This window comes from Paenibacillus sp. QJM3NY_38 (assembly GCF_056173265.1).
Genome location: NZ_CM149665.1, coordinates 1,585,580 through 1,607,500, shown reverse-complemented (window position 1 = coordinate 1,607,500; position 21,921 = coordinate 1,585,580). Strand labels below are relative to the sequence as shown.

At 49.0% G+C, this 21,921-nt stretch carries 22 protein-coding genes; 3 read left to right on the top strand and 19 right to left on the bottom strand.

What is annotated here, in order from left to right; genetic code table 11:
- The first annotated feature begins 348 nt into the window (after window positions 1-348).
- Complete coding sequence (locus AC0VZ8_RS06970; RefSeq protein ID WP_475486473.1) at window positions 349-2,061, top strand: cellulase family glycosylhydrolase; 1,713 nt, start codon at window positions 349-351, stop codon at window positions 2,059-2,061.
- Window positions 2,062-2,240: 179 nt separating this feature from the next.
- Here the strand turns inward: AC0VZ8_RS06970 and AC0VZ8_RS06965 are convergent, their stop codons facing one another.
- The 8 genes from AC0VZ8_RS06965 to erm all read right to left on the bottom strand — a co-directional run bounded on the left by AC0VZ8_RS06965 (window position 2,241) and on the right by erm (window position 9,119).
- Window positions 2,241-4,169, bottom strand: coding sequence for a PAS domain S-box protein (locus AC0VZ8_RS06965; protein ID WP_071223569.1), 1,929 nt, complete (start codon window positions 4,167-4,169; stop codon window positions 2,241-2,243).
- Window positions 4,170-4,321: 152 nt separating this feature from the next.
- Window positions 4,322-5,062 carry an SDR family oxidoreductase gene (locus AC0VZ8_RS06960; RefSeq protein ID WP_071223570.1) on the bottom strand — a complete coding sequence of 247 codons (741 nt, stop codon included), beginning with the start codon at window positions 5,060-5,062 and terminating at the stop codon, window positions 4,322-4,324.
- On the bottom strand, window positions 5,049-5,456 hold the full coding sequence (locus AC0VZ8_RS06955) for a MerR family transcriptional regulator (protein WP_475486472.1): 408 nt from the start codon (window positions 5,454-5,456) through the stop codon (window positions 5,049-5,051). The genes AC0VZ8_RS06960 and AC0VZ8_RS06955 overlap by 14 nt, the downstream gene beginning before the upstream one ends.
- Window positions 5,457-5,517: 61 nt before the next feature.
- Window positions 5,518-6,372, bottom strand: coding sequence for a phosphotransferase family protein (locus AC0VZ8_RS06950; RefSeq protein WP_475486471.1), 855 nt, complete (start codon window positions 6,370-6,372; stop codon window positions 5,518-5,520).
- Between the two features lie 239 nt (window positions 6,373-6,611).
- Window positions 6,612-7,289, bottom strand: coding sequence for a CPBP family intramembrane glutamic endopeptidase (locus AC0VZ8_RS06945; protein ID WP_475486470.1), 678 nt, complete (start codon window positions 7,287-7,289; stop codon window positions 6,612-6,614).
- Window positions 7,290-7,430: 141 nt separating this feature from the next.
- On the bottom strand, window positions 7,431-7,751 hold the full coding sequence (locus tag AC0VZ8_RS06940; RefSeq protein WP_475486469.1) for a thioredoxin family protein: 321 nt from the start codon (window positions 7,749-7,751) through the stop codon (window positions 7,431-7,433).
- Window positions 7,748-8,125, bottom strand: coding sequence for a MerR family transcriptional regulator (locus tag AC0VZ8_RS06935; RefSeq protein ID WP_071223574.1), 378 nt, complete (start codon window positions 8,123-8,125; stop codon window positions 7,748-7,750). The genes AC0VZ8_RS06940 and AC0VZ8_RS06935 overlap by 4 nt, the downstream gene beginning before the upstream one ends.
- Before the next feature lie 127 nt (window positions 8,126-8,252).
- The gene (gene erm / locus AC0VZ8_RS06930; protein ID WP_475486468.1) at window positions 8,253-9,119 is read right to left on the bottom strand and encodes a 23S ribosomal RNA methyltransferase Erm; all 867 of its coding nucleotides are present in this window, start codon (window positions 9,117-9,119) and stop codon (window positions 8,253-8,255) included.
- A 345-nt stretch (window positions 9,120-9,464) separates the two neighbouring features.
- Here erm and AC0VZ8_RS06925 point away from each other — a divergent pair, with 345 nt between their 5' ends.
- The gene (locus AC0VZ8_RS06925; RefSeq protein ID WP_071223576.1) at window positions 9,465-9,893 is read left to right on the top strand and encodes a GNAT family N-acetyltransferase; all 429 of its coding nucleotides are present in this window, start codon (window positions 9,465-9,467) and stop codon (window positions 9,891-9,893) included.
- A gap of 64 nt (window positions 9,894-9,957) precedes the next feature.
- Here the strand turns inward: AC0VZ8_RS06925 and AC0VZ8_RS06920 are convergent, their stop codons facing one another.
- The 3 genes from AC0VZ8_RS06920 to rlmD all read right to left on the bottom strand — a co-directional run bounded on the left by AC0VZ8_RS06920 (window position 9,958) and on the right by rlmD (window position 13,397).
- Window positions 9,958-10,662 (bottom strand): DNA alkylation repair protein, encoded by a 705-nt coding sequence (locus AC0VZ8_RS06920; RefSeq protein WP_260066989.1) that lies wholly within the window; start codon window positions 10,660-10,662, stop codon window positions 9,958-9,960.
- Between the two features lie 204 nt (window positions 10,663-10,866).
- The gene (locus AC0VZ8_RS06915) at window positions 10,867-11,442 is read right to left on the bottom strand and encodes a 50S ribosomal protein L25 (protein ID WP_475486467.1); all 576 of its coding nucleotides are present in this window, start codon (window positions 11,440-11,442) and stop codon (window positions 10,867-10,869) included.
- A 353-nt stretch (window positions 11,443-11,795) separates the two neighbouring features.
- A complete protein-coding gene (gene rlmD / locus AC0VZ8_RS06910; protein ID WP_475486466.1) occupies window positions 11,796-13,397 on the bottom strand; it encodes a 23S rRNA (uracil(1939)-C(5))-methyltransferase RlmD in 1,602 nt (533 codons plus the stop codon).
- 230 nt (window positions 13,398-13,627) lie between these two features.
- Between rlmD and AC0VZ8_RS06905 the strand changes: the two genes are divergently transcribed.
- Window positions 13,628-14,401: a sporulation protein gene (locus AC0VZ8_RS06905; RefSeq protein ID WP_475486465.1), complete on the top strand. Its 774-nt coding sequence runs from the start codon at window positions 13,628-13,630 to the stop codon at window positions 14,399-14,401.
- Window positions 14,402-14,478: 77 nt separating this feature from the next.
- On the opposite strand, the gene AC0VZ8_RS06900 is transcribed toward AC0VZ8_RS06905, so the two are convergent.
- The 8 genes from AC0VZ8_RS06900 to AC0VZ8_RS06865 all read right to left on the bottom strand — a co-directional run bounded on the left by AC0VZ8_RS06900 (window position 14,479) and on the right by AC0VZ8_RS06865 (window position 21,848).
- Window positions 14,479-15,153, bottom strand: a complete 675-nt coding sequence (locus AC0VZ8_RS06900; RefSeq protein ID WP_071223635.1) for a GntR family transcriptional regulator — start codon at window positions 15,151-15,153, stop codon at window positions 14,479-14,481.
- Between the two features lie 120 nt (window positions 15,154-15,273).
- Window positions 15,274-16,074: a Nif3-like dinuclear metal center hexameric protein gene (locus tag AC0VZ8_RS06895; RefSeq protein ID WP_475486464.1), complete on the bottom strand. Its 801-nt coding sequence runs from the start codon at window positions 16,072-16,074 to the stop codon at window positions 15,274-15,276.
- Between the two features lie 110 nt (window positions 16,075-16,184).
- On the bottom strand, window positions 16,185-17,810 hold the full coding sequence (locus AC0VZ8_RS06890) for an ABC transporter substrate-binding protein (protein ID WP_475486463.1): 1,626 nt from the start codon (window positions 17,808-17,810) through the stop codon (window positions 16,185-16,187).
- 47 nt (window positions 17,811-17,857) lie between these two features.
- Window positions 17,858-18,730, bottom strand: a complete 873-nt coding sequence (locus tag AC0VZ8_RS06885; RefSeq protein WP_475486462.1) for a carbohydrate ABC transporter permease — start codon at window positions 18,728-18,730, stop codon at window positions 17,858-17,860.
- A 13-nt stretch (window positions 18,731-18,743) separates the two neighbouring features.
- Window positions 18,744-19,709, bottom strand: coding sequence for an ABC transporter permease (locus AC0VZ8_RS06880; RefSeq protein WP_071223639.1), 966 nt, complete (start codon window positions 19,707-19,709; stop codon window positions 18,744-18,746).
- Window positions 19,710-20,242: 533 nt separating this feature from the next.
- The gene (locus tag AC0VZ8_RS06875; RefSeq protein WP_475487654.1) at window positions 20,243-21,244 is read right to left on the bottom strand and encodes a hypothetical protein; all 1,002 of its coding nucleotides are present in this window, start codon (window positions 21,242-21,244) and stop codon (window positions 20,243-20,245) included.
- A gap of 61 nt (window positions 21,245-21,305) precedes the next feature.
- Complete coding sequence (locus tag AC0VZ8_RS06870) at window positions 21,306-21,479, bottom strand: sigma factor-like helix-turn-helix DNA-binding protein (RefSeq protein WP_475486461.1); 174 nt, start codon at window positions 21,477-21,479, stop codon at window positions 21,306-21,308.
- 21 nt (window positions 21,480-21,500) lie between these two features.
- Window positions 21,501-21,848 (bottom strand): RNA polymerase sigma factor, encoded by a 348-nt coding sequence (locus AC0VZ8_RS06865; protein ID WP_475486460.1) that lies wholly within the window; start codon window positions 21,846-21,848, stop codon window positions 21,501-21,503.
- Between the last annotated feature and the right edge of the window lie 73 nt (window positions 21,849-21,921).

Sequence of the window (21,921 nt, the reverse complement as noted above, 5' to 3'; positions counted from 1 at the left end):
AGGTAGAATACCAACCTTCTCTAACATAAAGAGCTGACCCTCATGTCAAACTTGACCATGAGGGTCAGCTCTTTTTTTATCCCTTTCCACCCATCAAGCCCTCTCCAAAACTACCTGCATCTTATAACTAATTTTCACATGATTTTATGACGAATTGTCCGGGTACTTCCAAATGGGAAAATATGATAATTTATAAATTAGAAAGCGCTTTCAAGATACAATTGGAGGTGAACGTCTGCACTTAATCCTTTTCGTAACAACTAGAACCTCAACACCCGACAGATACCTCACACGAAGTCACTCTAGTTAAAACATCGATTTACAACTTCATTACAAAAGGAGATGCTAATGATAAACCTGAATAAGAAATCCCTATGTTCCTTGGCACTTATTGCTGTTCTAGTCCTTTCACTATTCCCATCTTTCGCATCCGCTGCGAAAAACGAACATTCAAGATCTCCAAAGAAAAATCCCCAAGCCTACGTCCATGATATGCAGCCAGGCTGGAACCTTGGCAATTCGCTGGATGCCGTGGGGGCTGACGAAACAGCGTGGGGAAATCCGCGTATCACTAAAGCCCTGATCAACCAAATCGCGGCACAGGGATATAAGAGCATCCGCATTCCGGTAACCTGGAACAATCATATCGGCAACGGGCCGAACTATACCATCGACGCCGCTTACATGGACCGGGTACAGGAGGTTGTCGATTGGGCGCTTAAAGCCGATCTGTACGTCATGATTAATGTCCATCACGATTCTTGGCTATGGATCAGCCATATGGAGAACAATCGCAATGAGGTCGTTGCCAAGTACAACGCCGTGTGGACTCAAGTTGCCCATCGCTTCCGGAACCATTCCAACAAACTGATGTTTGAAAGTGTCAATGAACCTCGTTTCTCGGATGGCGGGACCACCGATGAGAAGAAAGCATTTCAGATGCTGGATGAACTTCATGTTTCATTCCATCAGATCGTCCGCGGCTCTGGAGCACGCAACGCAACCCGGCCGCTTGTGCTATCTACCCTGGAGGCCTCTCCAACCCAGGAGAGAATGAACGAACTATATAACACCATGACGAAGCTGAATGACACCAATCTCATTGCGACGGTCCATTATTATGGATTTTGGCCGTTCAGTGTGAACATCGCGGGTTATACCCGTTTTGAGACGGATACCCGGAACGATATCGATCAAACATTCAACAATGTGTATAATACCTTTATCGCCAGAGGGATTCCCGTCATCCTGGGTGAATATGGACTGCTTGGGTTCGATCAGAGTACGGGAGTCATTGAGCAGGGGGAGAAACTGAAGTTCTTCGAGTATCTAACCTATTATCTCAAAGAGAAGAACATTACCCATATGCTATGGGACAATGGCCAACACTTTAAGCGAACCGATTTTACCTGGTCCGATCCGGAGCTGTACAACATCATGAAGGCGGGTTGGAGCGGTCGTTCTTCCACGGCTGACACCGATCTGGTCTTCGTAAAAAAAGGAGCGGCCATCCAGAATAAGAGCATACCTTTGAACTTAAACGGCCACACGTTAACCGAAGTTCGCACAAACGGACAGCTGCTAGTTGCCGGGCAGGATTATACGCTTAACGGAAATGCGATTACGTTTACATCCAGCCTGCTGTCCAGACTGACTTCATCCGGCCAATTCGGCGTGAACGCTGTATTGACGGCCAAATTCAACCGCGGTGCGGACTGGAATTTCAGGGTCATCTTCCATGATAAGCCCGAGCTTCGCAACACGCAGGGTACAACCGATTCGTTCAGCATTCCAACGACATTCAACGGAGATCAGCTAGCCACGATGGAGGCGGTATACGCGACGGGAGGCAATGCAGGACCGCAGGACTGGACCTCCTTCAAAGAGTTTGAATATACGTTTTCCCCTTCCTACTCGACCGGTGAAATCAAGCTCAAGCCTACCTTTTTTAATGAGGTCAGAGACGGAGAAGTGATCCTCAAGTTCCATTTCTGGAGCGGTGAGGTCATCACCTACAATCTTACGAAAAGCGGAAGCAGCGTAACCGGTAACGCCTCTTAGGACACCTTATATAACATTAACGGCCTGTCGGGAACCTTCCCGCAGGCCGTTTTCCATTCACTACGGCTGCATCTCTCATACACGCGACGGCAGATGAGCAACTGCAAACTGGATGCGATGTGGTTCCTATAATTAGATTGAACAAAAGCTCAAGTGAGATCACCTGAGCTTTCATCTGTTTAGGCTTGAGACATATCTCGCTCAGCCAGAAACTTATCGATAATGCCCGAGATCACATTCATGCTGACAGGCTTGCTTACATACTCATCCATGCCCATCCCTAAATATTTCTCGCGATCGCCCTTGATCGCATGGGCCGTAACGGCCACGATAAAGGGCTGTTTTTCGGATGATGCCGATTCTTTAATGAGCCGGAACGCTTCTGTTCCATCCATGAAGGGCATCGAAATGTCCATGAACACGATGTCATACGAATAACGCTCGAAGGCTTCAACCGCCTCGAGTCCATTCTGGACGGTGGTCGAATGGTATCCCAGCTTCTCAATCATTTTCTTGAGGACTAACTGATTCACCTCATTATCCTCGGCAATCAAAATTTTCAGATCGTTTCCTGAGGAGTGATTCTCGTGAACGGCCCCATTTTCCTGTTGATTGACATCATTCGACTTAAACGAAAAATCAACCGTAAACGTAAAGACTGACCCCGGTTGGTTCTGGTTCTTCTCGTACCAGATATCTCCGCCCATCAACTGAACGAGTTTTTTGCAGATCGCCAGCCCCAGTCCCGTTCCTTCCACCTGGCGGGTCATATAGTGGTCCACTTGATAAAAGGGTTCAAATAACTGCGCAACCTTCTCACTCGGCACGCCAATGCCCGTATCCATAACGGAGAATTGGATAAGGGCCGAGTTCCCCTGGTCCTCGACACACTGCACAGAGATGGAGACGGCGCCATTAGGCGTAAATTTAATCGCATTATTAAGCAGATTCATTAAGATCTGCCTTAGCTTTGTCACATCCCCATACACTTGATTCGGCACGTCAGAAGCTACAGAGGTAGTCACCTCAATATTTTTCTCCAGCGCCTTCGGAAGAATCAGGTTCAATGTCTCGGACAAAGCCGTTCTTAGATTAAATGTTTCCTTCACCAGCTCCGTTCTGCCCGATTCGATTTTTGAAAAGTCCAAAATATCATTGATGATGTTCAGAAGGGTTGTCCCGCTTTTCTTAATGATCTGTACATAGTCCCGCTGCTCGTCATCAAGCTCTGTCTCAAGTATCAAGTCCGTCATCCCGATAACACCATTCATCGGCGTACGGATCTCATGGCTCATCATCGCCAGAAACTCGCTCTTGGCTTTATTTGTCTTCTCGGCTGCTTCCTTCTCGATGATGAGCCTCTTCTGCTCTGTCATATCCTTGGCAATAATGTAAAAACCCACATTCTTGTTATAAATGACAATGGGTGCAAGCGTAGCGAGCACTTCAACCGTGTGTCCATTTTTGTGATGGATAACGTTTATAGCTTTCTCGACAGCAACATAATCCGCTAAAGGAGAAAGTATACGAGCAAGATGACGTTCACCGATCAAATTTGAAATGCGGGTTCCAATTAATTCCGGAATTTTAAAACCGGTCAGCTGCTCTGCCATCTGGTTCCCATTAATGATCCTTCCCTCCAGATTGAAGGAAATGATCGCATCATGATTATACTTCTTCAGCGAGGTGTAGCGTTCAATGCTCTCCTGGAGCCTTTGCTCGGCAATCTTGCTGTTGGTAATATCAACAATTTGCGAAATGAAAAACAAAGGAGATTGATCCTTTTCGTCACGAACCAGAGAAACATGCATCGATGCCCAGATGCCACGGCCGTCTCTATGTACGAATTGTTTTTCCACCGCAATGGTTGAGGACGTCTCATCCAAGGATTGAAACAGCTTATCTTTATTGTTAATGCAATCAGAATAAATATAATCGGTTGCCGGCTGTGCCATCAATTCTTCTTCCGTCAAGCCAAACATTTTGCAAGCCGCAGGATTTACGCTGATCCAATTTCCTTCTATCGTAACCAGGGCAATGCCAATTGGAGCACTTTTGTAGACATGTTCAAACAAAGCCTGATGGCCAAAAATGTTGATCCCACTCATACTCTGCACCTCCTGATACCGATTATTATACATCAGCATCTTCGAAATGGGTCTTTTTCAGAGTATTTTATATTGCTAATCATTAGCAGCGTCATCCATCGGTAAACCAAACAATAGACGTCATCCCTTGCATAGCAAAAATCCCCACCACATCACCAAGCGATTCGCTGCCGCTCTCGAAAATACTCCCCGCTCGGTCCATCCTCCTCCATCGTCGCCAGCCAAACAGCCGTATCAGCCCCTTCGGCAACGGTTAACGGAGCATCCTCACCGCCCATATCGGTCTGAACCCGGCCAGGGCAAACCGCGTTTATCTTTATGCCGGCACCGGCTACCTCCTGCGAGACGAGGCAGGTTAACGCATTCAGCATCGTTTTGGAGATACGGTAAGCCGAGGATGACCCTTTTAAACCGTAACCATCCTGCATGATTTCGAAAGCGCCAAGACCGGAAGAGATGTTTACGATACGCCCGTAATGATGCTTCTTCATCAAAGGAATCGCCGCCTGCGTCATACGCAAAGCACCAAAAAAATTCGTCTCCAGCGTTTGGCGCACGACCGACTCCTCTACATCCAGCACAGAAACCCCTCGGTCCAAAATAACGCCGGCATTGTTCACCAACACGTCGAGACGGCCGTAGTCTGACTGTATTCGCTCCATCATCCGGGCCACATCGTTGATTTCGTGGACATCCGCCACCTGCAGCTTGACATCGAGCCGGGCCGCAAGCAATTCCTGGACAGCTAACCTCCCCTTCCCTTCGTCCCGGGATGTAATGATCACCTGAAGCCCTTTGGCAGCAAGCTGCCTGGCAATCTCTTTTCCAATTCCGCGGTTGCCCCCCGTCACGACAGCAACTCGCTTCACAACCTGTCCGTCAACCTTGTTCATTACCCCGATCCCCCTTGTCCAAAATAGCTTCCCATGCCTTAATGTTCTTCTGCAAATGGATTTCCGCCTGCTTCAGCAGCTCGATCTGCAGCTGGATATCATCCAGCTTCCGCTTACCTACCTCAATCGCATTCGGGAGACATTCGATTTTGGGCTGCTCATCAAACGCACATTGGAAAAAACTCATAATCTCCTTCACCGTCAATCCCAGGCTAAAGTACATCTGGATCAGCCGAACCCGCTCGATATCCGTCTCCCTATATTCACGGTAGCCATTATTCTGACGGTCCGGAGACAATAGTTCCTTCTCCTCGTAATAACGCAAGGAACGCAAACTTACGCCCGTTTTACGTGACAACTCACTAATATGCACACGCAGCAGCTCCTTTTTCATTCGGTTAACCACATTGTAAACCATCACATCATGTGAAGGTCAATCCGGAATTCCACAAGCATCATGCAATCCACGATCTCAAGTAGTCCATGGCATATACATAATCTTTTGCCCATTCGGAAAAAGCAAGCTGCGGATCCCACGTAACTGCACCCATCGCTTTGGCACATCCCCAATCCAATATACGCTGATGGAGCATATGCACTCTAAATCGATCAACAAAGCCTTCCTTAATGGCAGAACCCTGCAAGTACATCTTTACAAAGTGCCTAGCTGCTTCCTGTTCCTCGAAATCCCAATACATAATCACCATCTTGGGCAAATCCGCAACTCCATCCCCAAAATATCCGGTCGTAAAATCAAAAATGCCGCTGATTCGCCACGCCTGACAAACGGTATCATGGTCTACCAGCATATTCTCTGCCTTGAAATCCCCCATAACAAAAGTGGGAGAGCAATGCTTATCGAACGCATTCGCCGAGGCACGCAGCACCTCTTCAACCCATTCCGTATCGGCTGGAGTGATCTGGGAATATTGTTTGGCATCCTGCAACCAGTACCGAATCCGATGGTAGAGCCACTCTTTATAAGATCCCTCAAACGGGCGGATCTTTTGTGTTTGCGGATCAAGCTCGCCATACTGATCCACTATCCAGCCGTGCATTTCATTTAAAATGCTGGCTGCTGAAGAGGCAATATCTATTCGATCCGTTGCGTCAAGCCTTGCTCTACATCGTGGATCATTCATATGTACGCCATGAAGACAGGGCATGATCGCGTAGCTCCAGCCGAAAATATCACCAGACTCATCCAGCAAATATGGGACGGACAGGGGGAGTGATGTATGTTCTTGCAAATAGTCCGTATAAAATTTCTCTTCAGCGAACTGCCCTGCATAAAGGGGATTTCCCTTCAATACATAGCTTCCTTTGCTCGAGTGAATGAACAACGTCTGATTTCCTACTCCCTTAGACGTTTTCTCAGCAGAAATGAGGTTCCCTAGATTGTGTCTGTCCAGCATGGTTTGAAGCTGCTCATCCGTTACATGACCGATGGGGTTAGTTGAGAAAAAGATCTCTGTTGTCAGTTAAAACGCCTCCTTAAAATTTCCCGCCGCCTTGCCGGCATACTCTTATCAGCAAAAAAATCCTATCATCAGATGATCCCAAACAGCATAAATCCGATGGTGTTAATCGCAAGATTGGCAAACATATGGACCATCCAGGATGCGTAAATATTGCCGCTGCGCTCATTCAACCAGTTAAACAGTAGGCCCGCGACAACCAGACCGGCGATTAACAAGAGGAACAGTCCTACCGAGAACCAACTGGACATCATCGCAATATGATACACGGCAAAGGCCCCTGCACTGAATAGATAAGCAAACCGTCGTCCGACCTGCTCCTTCAGTGTGAAAAAAGCAAAACCGCGGAAAAAGAACTCCTCCAGCAGTGAATTCGCAATCGATATGTAAAGGGCTACAAACACAAAATTGCCCGCGTTTACCCCCAAGTTCTCCTGTAAGGCTCCTGTTACGTTGGTGAAATCAAATAAAGGACTCAACAAAAAATATCCGCCGAGTATGATCGTGAATACGCCTAATCCCAGCAGCAAGGACATCAGAAGGCCTTTTCTCTCGAAGGTGAACAGCCTCCGAAACGGTACCCCGCCGGCGATCATGGCGTAACCAATCGGTAATGACAGAAAAAGGATGATCTTGATGGCGGATTTAACAGCATAATCCGGACGGATCACCGCGTCTACCAAGCTCATGGCAAGACAGCTTAGTACGATGATAGTCAGAAGAGATATGATTTTCCTTCTTGATCTCATGAAAGTATCTCCTTCGGCAGCGTATTACGGTTGCTGTATAAGAATTCGATACACGGCGCATAATGCCTTCTACCTCCATAGAAAACACCTCTGTGTCATTAAACAACAGAGGCGTTTTCGCTTAATCATCCATATTCGATTCTATGATACATAACGGCCTAGCGTGGATTGGTACACACTCTTAGGCCGAAGTCCAATCAGTTTGTCTGCCGGTTCTCCGTTATGAAACACGATCACCGTCGGCATGGACATAATACCGAATTGAGCGGCAAGCTCCGGGGATTCGTCACAATCCACCTGATAGACCTCCAGGCGACCCGCTTCTTCCTGGCTCAGCTCTTCCAGAATGGGAAGCAGCACTTTGCACGGCGGACACCATTTGGCTCCAAATTCAACCAGCGTAACTCCATTCTGTTTAATCGCGCCTTGAAAGCTGGCTGCATCTATTCGTGGTAAACTCATTTGCATTCCTCCGCTTCTTCCGATTCTCGTTCCTCCAGAATCGATTGCATGCGTTCCTCCAGATTCATCTTGATATGGTTCAGCTGGTGGATTTGCGCATCGATCTCTGCAATTTTTTGACGAAAAATCGGGAACACTTCCGCGCAGAACGCCTCTTTATTTTTCAAGACGCAATGCAGGAAACCGGCGATCTGCTCGGTGGACAATCCCAGATTCAAATATAACTGGATGGTACGCACCTGTTCTTCTGCGAGAATCGAATACTCCCGGTACCCGTTCTCGTTGCGAACCGGCATAAGCAATCCTTGCTGTTCGTAGTATCGAAGCGAACGGATGCTGACGCCGGTACGGGCTGCAAGTTCTCCGATTTTCATGCTTTTTCGCCTCCTGGATGAACGATTCGATTTCATTGTAAACCCTGACACTGGTGTCAGGGTCAAGCGAATTCTGCGAATATTTTATAAATGATCGTATTAGAAACGACAATATCCCCATGGAATGTTATTCTCTTTTTTTGAATTTCCCTTTAGAGCTTGCAGATAATTTGGGCCAACGGTTCGACAGCACATGCTGGAGCATCGTATGGAATACAGTCCCCCACTGCTCTTCGTTCAGCCTCCCGATGGGGAGCTCCCGATCCACCCCCAGCACTCGGACCAGCTTCGTAATCTGAGGAGGCGTGAACACGCCCGCCAGAGACGCGAATAACGGCAGCCTCGGGTCCCGCAATCCATAGGCTGCCAGTGCTCTAAACTTCGGTTGATGCTGCGTGGCAATGAGCGGCTTTTTCCTCCGGTTGATGGCTAGAATAGCGGAATCCACTTTGGGAGGCGGCGCAAAATGTTGAGGCGATACAGTCCGCACGAGCCGCATGTCATAATGCATCCTCCAGCTTAAGATACGCGGATCTTGAACCGGAACTGCCGTAAACCGTTTGGCTGCCCCCTTCTCCACAAGCAGCACGGCTCGCTGCAGCGGCACGCCGGGATGATCCAGCAGCTTCGCCATGATCGCTGTGGTGATCGAATACGGAATATTCGCCACGACGGCAAACGGACTTTTCGGAAGAGGAACCTCCAGGAAATCAGACGGCTTAATGCGAATGTTGCTGCCATCTTTTATCTTGCTGAACAGTTTATCAATAAACACCGGATCTGTCTCGATCGCGAGCACTTGTGCCGCCTTCTCTGCCAGCGGAAAGGTTAATGCCCCTGTCCCCGCTCCGATATCGAGCACGATGTCGGTGGATCGGATCCGGGCCAAATCGATCATCTCATGAATTAGCCGTTTGCTGATTAATAAATGCTGAGCGGAAAAGTTAGACGGTTTCTTCAACTTTTTCCGACTATTTTTATTATGTTTAAACACAAAAAAGCACCTCATTCATTCGTATAGTAATGAAAAAGGCACAGTACAAATAATCCTTCGCATTTTTACATGAAAATGGACGGATTTAGATGCTCTGTACCTTCATTAACGAATACGTATGAATGCGATGCAACACATGTAAGGACAATCCTCCCTTAGATGAAACGGATCAAATAACAACCACAGTATAGCATAGGCATCCCGTTGCCTCACGGGTACATTCTTTTAAAAAGATTTTTTACCGCCGATCCACCTAAAGGCTATGATATCTTGAGAAGGATAGGAATAAACCGATTTCGTATCCTCATATACCACAGATGTGGCATACCAGAAGGAGCAAACCTTATGCAAATTTATTTTACTAATGAAACTGCAGAATCAAACAGCGCCGACATAAATTACGTAAGGAACCAAATGATTAAGTATAATCTCATGCACTTCCCAGACGACTTAAAGGGACGTTATCAGGAAGTAAACCTATTGTTGAGGAATGCGGACGGTCAGATTTTAGGCGGAATTGTGGGTGAAATATGCTGGAACTGGCTGGAAATCCACTACTTGTTCGTGGACGAACCTTTCCGTAAATCAGGGTACGGCACCAAGCTGTTAAACGAGGTGGAAAAAATAGCGAAAGAGAAACAATGCGAGTTCGTTAAATTGGATACATTGAGCTTCCAAGCCTTGGATTTTTACATCAAGCAGGGGTATGAGGTATATGGCCGGATCGAGAATGCCGGACGGCATACGCATTACTATATGAAAAAGGATATTTAAAAGAAGGCAGCAAAACACCGCCTTCTTTAGGTCTTCCATCAAATCTGTCGATTAAAAACATGGTTTAACATCTCACATACTTGCGTTTAAAACCTAGTTTCCCTCTCTCGACTTCTTTCCTAATATTTTCGGTAGCGTTCAGGAACTTGCTCTTATTGTCCCGCTTCATTTCTACAGGTCCTACGGCTTTTGCGGTCTCAACCGCCTTATCATGAAGCGGCAAATAGGATATGGCTGCGGTGTACATGAAATTATTCATTGCGGATTTCGTTCGATCCGGAGACTCGTGAATGGTTTTTTCCACCAGTTCGAGCATGGCCGAGATTTTGCTCTCCGGGAACTCACGATCCGGTCTGCTGCCGAGCAGCCAGCAGTAACAGCTCCACCCCGCCGACATTCTGAGCTCTTCGCCGCTTGCGATCCATTGATCGGCAACGTCTTGCGCAATATCTGCCTCTGCCAACGTTACGGCAACCACATAATCGGACAGCATATAAAAATAGGCCGCATCCATCCAGCGATTATAATCCGCTGCCGTCATCGCTTTAGGGTCTGCAATGATGCCGGCAAAGTACATGGCGTCGTAGTTCCCGGTGGCATAAAGCTGCTCAGCCAGAGGCTGATTGATTTTAATTTTCTTGGCCATCGGCTTCATGGCGCCTGTCGCCACGCCAAAGAGCGGTTCACGCGCCCCATTGGACAGGTACATTTTCTTGAGCCGTTCCTTGCCTAGCGCTTCAAGCTCCGCCATAACGGATTCTGCATTCATGGTTTGACACTTCCTTCATTGGCTTAGTATGCAGCTGCCGAATAAGCGGCAGGCCGCAGTTCACATGACTTGAGTGTACAATAATAATGACGGCCAAGCCTAGTCTCACTTGATGGAAAGTTCCGGATTCTGTTCAAGTTTTACGCAAAAAACCGGCGATCGCTTCCCGATGGAGTATCGGGAAGTAATCGCCGGCAGCAGAAGTTACATAGCCTCCGGTTGCTCCGACTGGACTTTCGGTGTCACCACCGACACGAGCAGTTCATTTGCCGAAGAGATCAGCACGACCCCGTCGGGCAGTTTAAGATCCCCGACGTGTAAGGAATGCCCGATATCCAGTTCGCTGATACCAACTGGAATGATGGCAGGAATACGGTCAGGGAAAGACTCAATCTCGATGAACGTGCTTTGAATTTGGACAACGCCTCCAAGTTTGGCTCCCTTAGCGGTGCCGATGTAATCAAGATTTACTCTCGTCCGAACAACTTCATTTATATTGATGCGCAAAAAGTCGACATGAATGTATTCACGAGTAATGGGATCACGCTGAACGGACTCCAGCAAAACCGGAAGCGGCTCCCGATCGTCAAAACGAAGCTCAAGGATTCCTCCTTTGCCGTTCCTTGCCCATTTGCCGAATTCTTTGGCGGACAGTTGAATCATCATATTGTTTTCCCCTGTGCCAAATACAACCGCCGGAATTCGTCCCGAAAGACGAAGCTGCTTAAGTCCAGTTTTGTTCATCGCGGCGCGCGTTTCTGCTCGTAAATTTACTCTCATCTCAACAACACTCCTCAGATTATCGTTATTTGGGTGCACTCTCCATCGATCGTCCATAATGAACTACGGATTTCTCCCCCCGTAGCGGGGAAATCAGGAGCACCATTGCATCACCTCCAGATAGACATTTAATGTAAAACGGCTATCAATATGCGAGAAGGCACCTCGTCCCAAGGGAACGAAATGCCTAATTACTTGCTACCATATCATAGAAAAGGGGTGTTGTCGACCGAAGCGGGCTGGAATCTCCTATGCAACTGCCTGGTTATAAGAAACAAACCGGGCAAGTGTCCTGCTGTTTATAACAATGAAAAAAGAGGGGCTCTTTCGCCCCTCTTTGCAATATCTCCGATTTAATTGTCTTTCCTGATCAACAGCGTTACCGCCTCCACATGGCTTGTTTGCGGGAACATGTCGACCGGCTGCACCCAATCGAGCTCATAACCGCCGTCAAGCAGCACCTTGCAATCTTTCGCCAAGGTCGAGGGATTGCAGGATACGTATACAAACCGCTTCGGCTTGGTGCGGAGCACCGTCTCCAGGAAGAGCGAGTCCAGGCCGGTACGCGGCGGGTCGGCAATGATGACGTCCGGCTTCATACCCTCCTTGACCCAACGCGGCAGCAGTTCCTCTGCCTGGCCGACGTGAAAGCTCGCATTAGCCCGTCCGTTTCGCTGCGCATTGGCCTTGGCGTCCTCGACGGCTTCGGGGATCGTCTCGATCCCGCGCACCTCCTGGGCATAAGGCGCAAGCCACAGGCCGATCGTGCCCGTTCCGCAGTAGGCGTCGATGACGGTTTCCTTCCCCGTCAATCCGGCTGCCCCCCGGACCGACTCATACAGCTTGACCGTCTGCTGCGGATTCAGCTGGAAGAACGCTCTGGGCGACAGCGAGAATTGCAGGTCACTCAGCGATTCCTGCATGCTCTCGGCTCCCCACAGCGAGATTGTCCGGTCTCCGAAGATGAGTGAGGTTTTCTTCGGATTAATATTGAGTGAAATCCCGCTCACCTCCGGAATGGTAAGACGCAGCATGCGAACGAGATCGTCCTGCCTTGGCAGCTTGCTTCCGGCCGTGACCAGCGTCACCTGAAGCTCCCCGGATTGGAAGCCGTGACGAACCACAATCGTCCGAACGCCGTCCTTGTTTCCATTCTCCTTATGCAGCGAAATCCGCAACTCTTCGAGGACGGATTTGACCCTCTCCACCGCTTCATTCACCTTCGGATGCTGAATCGGGCAGCCGCTAATGTCCACAATCGTATGGCTGTCCGCTTCATAGAGCCCTGCGATCACTTCGCCGCCCTTCCGTTTCAGCTGCAGCTGCGCTTTGTTCCGGTAATTCCATGGGTGCTCCATGCCGAGGATCGGCTTAAACTTCACATCGTCCCGTCCTGCATACCGGCTGAACGCCTCACGCACAATATCCGTCTTAGCCTGCAGCTGTCCCTCATAGGAGATATGCTGAATTTGGCAGCCGCCGCAGATGCCGAATACAGGACAAGGAGGTTCAATCCGGTAAGGCGAACGCTTCTCCACTTCTACCAGCTGTGCCTTGATAAATTTAGGCTGGACCTCTTTCACCTCGGCTTTGACAACTTCGTTCGTGATCGCTCCGTCAATAAACACTGCCTTACGGCGGTAATAACCGACCCCTTCGCCGTTAATGCCAAGCCTTTTGATCGTAACGACAATAATGTCGCCTGCTTGCAGCTCATCTGCGTGCTCACGTCCGGATGAAGGCCGTGGCCCGCGTACTCCTTGTTTATATTTATCGGACGATTTCGCTTTCGAATACGATGAAGCCGATAACGAATCCTTGTTCTTCCTATGTTCGCGCTTAAAAGCCGGCTTGGCCCCTGTTTGGTTCGCAGCCGCCTTATCACCCGGCTTCTTTCCGTATGCGGTTGATTTGTTATTTTTGGTTCCTTGTCCGGAACGTTGTTGTTCGCTCATGCCTTGAATGCTCCATCCTTAATGGTATCGTGTCCAATATACCATGCCGAACCTGCGAATGCTAACGAGCTGTATTCTTTTTCCTGATTTCATGGGTATTCTTCAGCTTCCTGGGCGTCAATATCTTCACTGCGCAAAACCACAAAAAATATTTTTGCAATTCGGAAACCAGAGGCGATCTTCCAGCGTATAATTCCATTATCATACATTCTCTTTTGGAGGTATCTTTTATGTCGTTTTTTAACAAAATGCTAGCCAGTGTAGGAATTGGAGCAGCCCAGATCGATACGCATCTCGAAAAATCCTCCTATTATCCAGGTGAAGAAGTACGCGGCGTCATTCACATTAAAGGAGGAAACGTAGAGCAGACGGTCGACCGTATTTACTTGAAAGTGATGACGGAATACACCAGGGAAAGCGACGATAAGAAATACATAGAATCTTATACCCTTGCCAAAATCAATGTCTCCAGCCGCCTCACGGTAAAGCCTGGCGATCAACAGGAAATACCATTCTCCTTTGCCCTGCCGCTGGAAACGCCGCTCACCATTTCGCGGCAGCCGGTATGGATCCATACCGGCCTTGATATCGATAATGCCATCGATCCGAAGGACCGTGATTTTATCGACGTTGAACCGGACGAAGGCGCATCCGTTGTTTTTGACGCCGTGGAAGAACTTGGCTTCAGCTTCAAAATGGCCACATGTGAATATCACCCGAGATTAGGCCAAGGCGTTCCTTTTGTGCAAGAAATTGAGTTTTATCCTGGCTCCTCTTATGCCGGCCATATCAAAGAGCTTGAATTGATTCTGTATCCGGAGCAGGAAGGGATTTCCGTCCTGGTCGAAGTCGACCGCAGAGGCAGAGGGGTATCAGGCTGGCTCCAGCGATCCCTTGATATGGATGAACAACACTCATGGGTTACCCTGGATCAACAGGATCTAGAGCAAGGACCATCTCATGTGGCTCAAATTCTTGACGGTGTTATCCGCAGATCGATCTAATGAAAAAAATGGCCCGCAAGGCTGGTCACTTGATCTCAAGTGACTCTCCTGCGGGTCATTATTTTTAATAAAGCTTGTTAAATAAAATAATGCGGGTACTTCTCGCGTAAAATATCCTGCTCCACAACGACAAGACGCAGATGGCGCTCCATTACGTTCATGGCCTGCTCCGCTTGTTTATTAACGATCAGCTGATACATTTCCTTATGCTGCGAGATGATATTCTCCCAGTTGGAGTCCTTCGACAGGCGAAGCAGCCGCAAGCGGTTGAAATGAATGTTCAGTTGCTGCAGCATCTTCCAGGTCCGTTCTTTGCCCGTACCCTCAAACAGAATTTGATGGAACTCCTCGTCCAGCTCAAACAGCTTATAGAAATTATGGTTTCCCGCGCATATGTCCTGAAGCGCAATATTGGTTTCCAGACGGAAACGGAACTCTTCGGGGAAAATTTCGCAGGCGAGCGCCACGATTTCCTTCTCGATCTTCTCCCTAATAAACCGGCCTTCCTCAACATGCCTGAGATTAATACGGGATACGATTGTCCCGCTTTGCGGAATAATGTCGAGCAGTTCTTCCTCGGCAAGCTTCATGAACGCTTCCCGGACCGGCGTTCGGCTGACGTTCAATTCATCCGCAATTTCCTTTTCCGAGATTTTCGTACCCGGCTCCAGCTCCAGATGGAATATCCGGTCTTTCAGCAGCTGATATGAATACTCCCTGGTAGAGCCTTTAATCTTTTGCTCTGTTGACATATTTCGTTACCTCTTTCTCTTATGCTCAAGTGTTCTTTTTGCTTACGTTATAAGATCCGGCTGATCGCATCGCTTTCTATGCGGATGGCTCTTCCGATACCGTTAAAGTTATTTCTCCCTCTATATTACCTGAATCAAGGGCACGGGCGGTATATAATGTACGGGAATCTGCGGAAAAAGCTCGCGGAGAAGCTTGGCCGCGCAGGCCATACCGGGCTCCTCGCTGGCGGCATGACCAAGCAGAAGCATGGACGGGTTCCGGCCTTGCGCCGCTGCATCGCCAATATATTCGGGTGTCTCCCATTCCGGGCCTTCGCCGGCGAGAAGCAGATCCAGCCGCTCATTCACGCAGAGGGGAATGGCATGCGCGCCGCCGCCACGGTAGCCGACGGTTATGCCGATTCTGGAGCATATTCCGCTTCGATTCCCGACATAACGAAGATACGGAAGATTCAGCTTTCTTTTTATATCTTCTGCAATCTCCTCAACTGTCAGTTCTCCGGGCAGTGTGACTAGGGCAGCTGTAGGAAGGTACGTATCGATATAGGGCTCCCAGTCCAGTGCCTGAACCAATCCCTGTGTGATCATATCGGGAACATACCTGTGAGGCGCATCATGAAACCGGTAAATCGTCAGATTGCCGGATTGGATCAGATCTATTTTATCCTGGTGGACAGAACTCGCCTGCATCCCATCCACTCCATCCTCATGGTGGCTGTAAAAGATCCCTTCATGGGTGATCACAAGGTTAGCTCCCGCCTGTACGGCTCTCTGCAAAACCGAAAACGAGGCGGCGAACGTGACGGCGATGCCGTGAACGATGGCATCCGCGCTTCCGGCTACAACCCTGTCCACCGTGGATTCAAGGCGTCCCGCTGGTTCGGTTAATCGGTTGATTACGTCTTGAACGGTCACACTCAATTTAGAACAACCTCCTTGTCGTCAACAGTGCAGGATGGAACATCACGACCGTCTGAACCTCCAAACAGGCTGCCTTTCCATAAAGAATCGGCAGCCTGTCGATCCGTTGGTTATTGTTGCTCTTTATATTTTTTATAAGTCTTATTTGCAATCTCCAGGTATTGTCCGACACCCTGACTATCCAGCTCCTTCACGAACTTGTCGTACTCGGCAAGATCGCGGTCGCCCAGAATGAACTTCAGCGTGTTCTGATCCGTGTAGTCCTTCAGCGGCGTGCTCAAAAGCGTTACTCGCTCGCGTTCTTCGACCGAGTACGGAATTGGCGGCTCCGGCTTCACGACGGTTTTTGTTTCGCTCATGCTCTTCTGGAACTGCTGCTCTTCCTCGCTGAACATGGATTGAAGCAGCTCCGTCGTGCCGCCGTACGCAAATACGCCGCCCGAGAAGCCATGCTCGATCCGCAGATCCTTCGTGCCCTTCGGATTCAGTCCGTTGTAGTTAATGTCATCCATCAGCTTGCGTACGCCGCCTTCCTTGGTATACGTTACGCCTTCGACACCCCACTTCGTAAATTCCTGTCCCTCGTCGCTGTAATAGAGCCAGTCGATAAACTGCAGGATGGCTTTAAAATGCTCGCTCTCTTTCACTTTGGAAGAGATCATTACCCCGTTCTCGAGTCGGCTGCCGGACATCAGCTGGCCTGCCGGGCCGCCGGGAACCGTGATTTTGCTGATCGCATACTTGCCTTCGCCCAGCGTTTTGTCCATATCATTGCGATGCTGGACCACGGTCTGGGAGTTGCCGTTAATGATGAAGGATTTGCCGGTCACGAACTTTTGCACGGCCTGATCGTCATCCTGTGTAAAGCTCTCTTTGTCCAGCAGTCCTTCATCCACCAGCTTGTGGAAGTAGGCCAGCATGTCCTTATATTCATCCGTTGCCGCTGTGTACACAAATTCATCCGTATCTTCCTTATACGTAAGTCCGCTGCCGTAGCCCCATCCGCCTTTGGTGCCGAAGCCCGTAGCCGCGATGTTCAGCGTACTGTTGAATTTGAAGCGATCGGAGAACGGCGTAACGTCCGGGTACTCCTGCTTCAACTGCTTCATCGCCGTATACAGTTCATCCCAGGTGGTCGGAATTGCGATGTTATGCTTTTCGAAAATATCCGTGCGCACGATCAGCGTATAGTCCGGCCACACCGCTTCATGGAGGCCCGGGAGCACATAATATTTTTTGTCCTCCTGGCGAAGCCCTTCCAGTTCGCTTTCCATGTCCCATTTCTCGATCTTGTCCTTGAAATTCGGCATCAGGTCAATATAATCGCTGATCGGAAGAATCGCACCGGAAGCCACGAACGCGGATTCCTCCCCAGGGTAAGTCTTCGGAATGACCAGCGGCGCATCGCCGGAGCTGATCAGCAGACTGCGCTTTTGGCTGTAATCGCTCATCGGCACGATTGTCGGCTTCAAGGTCACGTTCGTCATTTCTTTTATTTTAGCAAAAAGCATCCAGTCCTGCTTGTAAGGATACGCCGGCTGGTCGCTGTAGAGGATGGACAGATCGAACGGCTCCGTCGCCTTGAACGCATCGCCTACGGCGTAGGTTTCCATCGCGCCCTTATCCTGGATTTCGGCTTCTTTGCCGCCTGTCTTGTCGGTACACGCCACCAAGATCGCAACGATTAACGATAGCAATAAAGCTTTGCCGGCAAACGATCGATGACTCTTTTTCACTTTCTCATTCCCCCCATGATATCAATAAAATGTCCTTACGGATGGTCCTATTGCTTTACGGAGCCCAGCATGATGCCGGTTACGAAATAACGTTGCACGAACGGATAAATCGTCAGTATCGGCAAAATGGTCAGCACCATGGTCACCGATTTGATATTGGCGGATATCTGCGTCAGGTTATCGGCCGAGGTAGCACCGGCGGAAGTCACGCCCGTTGCGCCCGCTATCATGTTGCGCAAATAGATCGTGACCGGGAAGAGCTCCTTCTGATCCAGGTACAGGAAGGCCGGAAACCAGGAGTTCCAATGCCCGACGGCATAGAAGAGAACCATGGTCGCGATGACCGCTTTGCTTAAAGGAAGCACGATTCGGAACAGCATGCCATACGTGTTCAAGCCGTCAATGGCCGCGGCTTCCTCCAGCTCTTCCGGCATATTTTCAAAAAAGGATTTCATGATAAGCATGTTATATATGCTGATGGCTCCCGGGATTACGATGGCCCAGATCGAGTTGCTGAAGCCCAGGCTGTTAATGAGCACATAGTTCGGGATCAACCCCCCGTTGAAGAACATCGTGAACACGGCAAACATCGTCAGGAACTTGCGTCCTACCAGTCGTTTCTTGGACAGGGCGTAAGCAAAAATCGTCGTTAAGAACATCGATATCACGGTGCCGACCACGCTGTACACGACGGTGTTTTTGTAATTCGTCCAGAACATGGCGTCTTTGGTGACGGTTTTGTAAGTATCGAGATTGAAGCCCCTCGGAATCAGGTTCACCTTCCCTGAATTGATGTACGACTCGCCGCTAAAGGATTGAGCGACCACGTTCAGGAAGGGATACAGCGTGATGAAGACAACGAACAGCAGAATGATGGCATTGCACACTTTGAACACCTTATAGGATCTTGACTCCTTCATAACCGCCCCCTCCTTACCATAAGCTTCGATCCGTCAGTCTTCGCGAGATCGCATTCACGGAGAATACCAATATAAGCCCGATTATGGATTCGAACAGTCCAATGGCCGTGGCATAACTGAAGTTGTTCGAAACGAGACCGACCCGGTACAGGTACGTCGATATCACATCGGCCGTCTCATATATAACCGGATTGTACAGCAGCAATATTTTCTCGAACCCTACCGCCAGGAATGCCCCCATATTCAGGATCAGCAGCGTCACAATCGTTGGCAGGATGCCCGGAATCGTGACAAACAGCGTTTGCTTCCAGCGGTTGGCCCCGTCGATCCTTGCCGCCTCGTACAACGATTCATCAATCGTCGTTAATGCGGCCAGATACAGGATCGCGCCCCAGCCCATGCCCTGCCAGATTTCCGACGAGATATAGATCGCCCGGAACCACTCGGCCCGCTGCATGAAATTGATTCGTTCCCCGTTAAAGAACTCCACGAGCGAGTTAACGGAGCCGTTGACTGACGTCAATTGCAGGATCATCCCGGCAACGATGACAATGGACAGAAAGTGCGGCAGATAAGAAGCCGTCTGGACGAATTTCTTGAATCGCCTGCTCTTCACCTCATTCAGCAGCAGCGCAAAGATGATGGGCACCGGAAACGTAAAGAGCAGGGATAACGCACCGAGCAGCAGGGTGTTCTTGAATACGTTCCAGAACGCCGGGTCATGGATAAACATGTTGAAATAGTGCAGTCCTACCCATTTCTCCCCATAGATGCTTCCTCCGGGCATAAATCGCCTGAAAGCGATCACGTTGCCAATCATCGGTCCATATTTAAAAATGAGCAGGTACATGACCGGTAAAATCAATAGGGAATACAGCTGCCAATCCTTCCGGACCAGTGCAGCGACGGTTTTAAGTTTGGATGGTTTCTTGGCCGCTTTCACGGCTGGCAAGGAATGATGTGCAACTTTTGGCTCCATCGACGTTATTCACTCCAATCCGTATGGCCTCTTCTCATACCTCTTTCGTCATGGAATATGGCCGTGTTTCATGATCCAGCTCCATTCAATACTCACGAAGAAATCGCTTTCAATTATTGTGGCTATAAGCAGGTTGCAGCGTTACAGCATATAATATCCGCCCTACTATTGATCCCCCCTTCAATATTAAGCGCTTACAATGTTGGTTTAACCAATAGACTCCCGTATCTTGAATGTTAGACCGACAAAGTGATCCAACTGCTTATCCAACCTATGTTGAGAGTCGCATTTCACCATACTAGTATAACTAGTATGGTAGTTGGTTTCATTTTAATGGACGTTTTCTCCAATTTCAATACATTTTTTTCTCATGAATCATATTTCGGTCCGAAGCCTCAAAAAAGCCGTAAGCGCATTGAGGCTATGGCCTGATGCGCTTACGGCTTTCGGATTCCATTCCTGCTGAGGTATTGATCAAGTAAAAGGGCAGAAGTCATCACTTCTGCCCTTTGAGGTTCTTTGCCACCTAATATTTACTTCAGCTCCGTCACATTGCCGTCAATGCTGATGCTTTTGATGTCCACATCCCCCAGAAAAACGAGGTTATTCTTGCTGTCCAGATTATACAGCCACTGAAACCCGCTCTTTGTTGTACTTGTCGAGCTGGCATGAAGCATCAGTTCTGATCCGTCAGCGGCGATAACCTTAACCTCCGGCATATACTCCGGCAGTTTATCCAGCTCACCGTCGGTACGCTTGCCTTCGATAGCTACACCGATGGAAGAGACACTAATCGTGCTGAGAGACAGTGCCTCCTCACCCTTATCGATCGCCATAATCAGACTCTGCTCTCTCTGCTTCCCGGGAGCAATGGTGAATTGGACATCCCAAGGGCCTTCAACGGCTTGGGTGTTGTCCGCTGACGCGATTCGATCGGCTGTGATCCGTGCCTTAAGCCCGTCGAGGTCATTCATCGCATCCATCTCAAATACGCCGACAAGCTTTTTGTTATCGTCAAGAAGCTGCTGCCCCACCATATAACTCACATCATGTTCCGTTTTCAGCTCAAGTCCGGGTATCGATGCACCCGCGGGGAATGGCGTGCCATCCTCTTTCATGAAGCTGACCACCAAATAACCGCTGTTGCCGACATAAACCCCTTCTTCCACATTCATGGTTACCCCGGACGCGGTATCTGTCCCTTGTATAGGTGATCGTTCGTCTTCCGAAATGGACGCGGATTGACCGAAGAACTGCTTCAAGCTATCCATGTATTGGCTCGCAAAAGCGGTCGTGCTAAGTATCATAATCATTGCGGCAGCGATAACGATACTCGCTTTATATTTTTTCACTTTCCTGTTTTTAAACATCATCGTTTCCTCCTCTTGAATACGGTTCATCGCTCGATTCTTGATGCGTTCCATACTGATTTGCTGTGTCAACTCGCGTTCCTCTTCCTCCGTAAGGAGGAGATTCTCCAGCTCCTGATTGTCGATATTGGCCATGATATCTACAATTCGCCGCTTCACTTGCATCCATCCCCTTTCGCTATCGATTCGAAGCTTCACTCCTATAGACACGGTCCTTATAGAAATCCTACAGATTATCGGTTTCATAATGAATGCGCAGTTTGTCCTTTGCCCGGCGGATCCGGGCGGTGACGGCTTTCTCCTGCATATTCAGCCTGCTTGCAATATCTCGGACTTTCTCCAAATAGAAGTACCTGCGGATGAAGATTTCGCGATCCGGTTCCCCCATATCCTGGACCATGCCGCTAATCGCTTCCTTCTCCTACCGCAGAATAGCCAATGCCTCTGCAGAAGGACAAGAAACCGCATCATCTTCCAATTCGGATTCAATGACCCGCTGTCTTTTTCGCAAAACATTCAAGGTATGATTACGCGCAGCTATGGCCAGATAAGGCTTGATGCTATCTCCGCGCAGCATGATTTTGGGCCCGTCTGTCCACAGCTTGACCAGCACGTCCCCGGTGATTTCCTCCACATCGTAGGAATTAAACCGTCCACCAGCCACTTTAGCGACCACCGCGGCTATGTAGCGTGAATAGCGGTCAACCAATGTTTCAAAACATTGCGGATCTTTCAGCGCAAGCCCGTCCAACAATGTCCGATCCTCCATGGATCCTCCCCCCTTTATAACCATCTCCTTTGGTTGAACCAAGCCTTAGATCCGGTGCTACTATATAAGACAC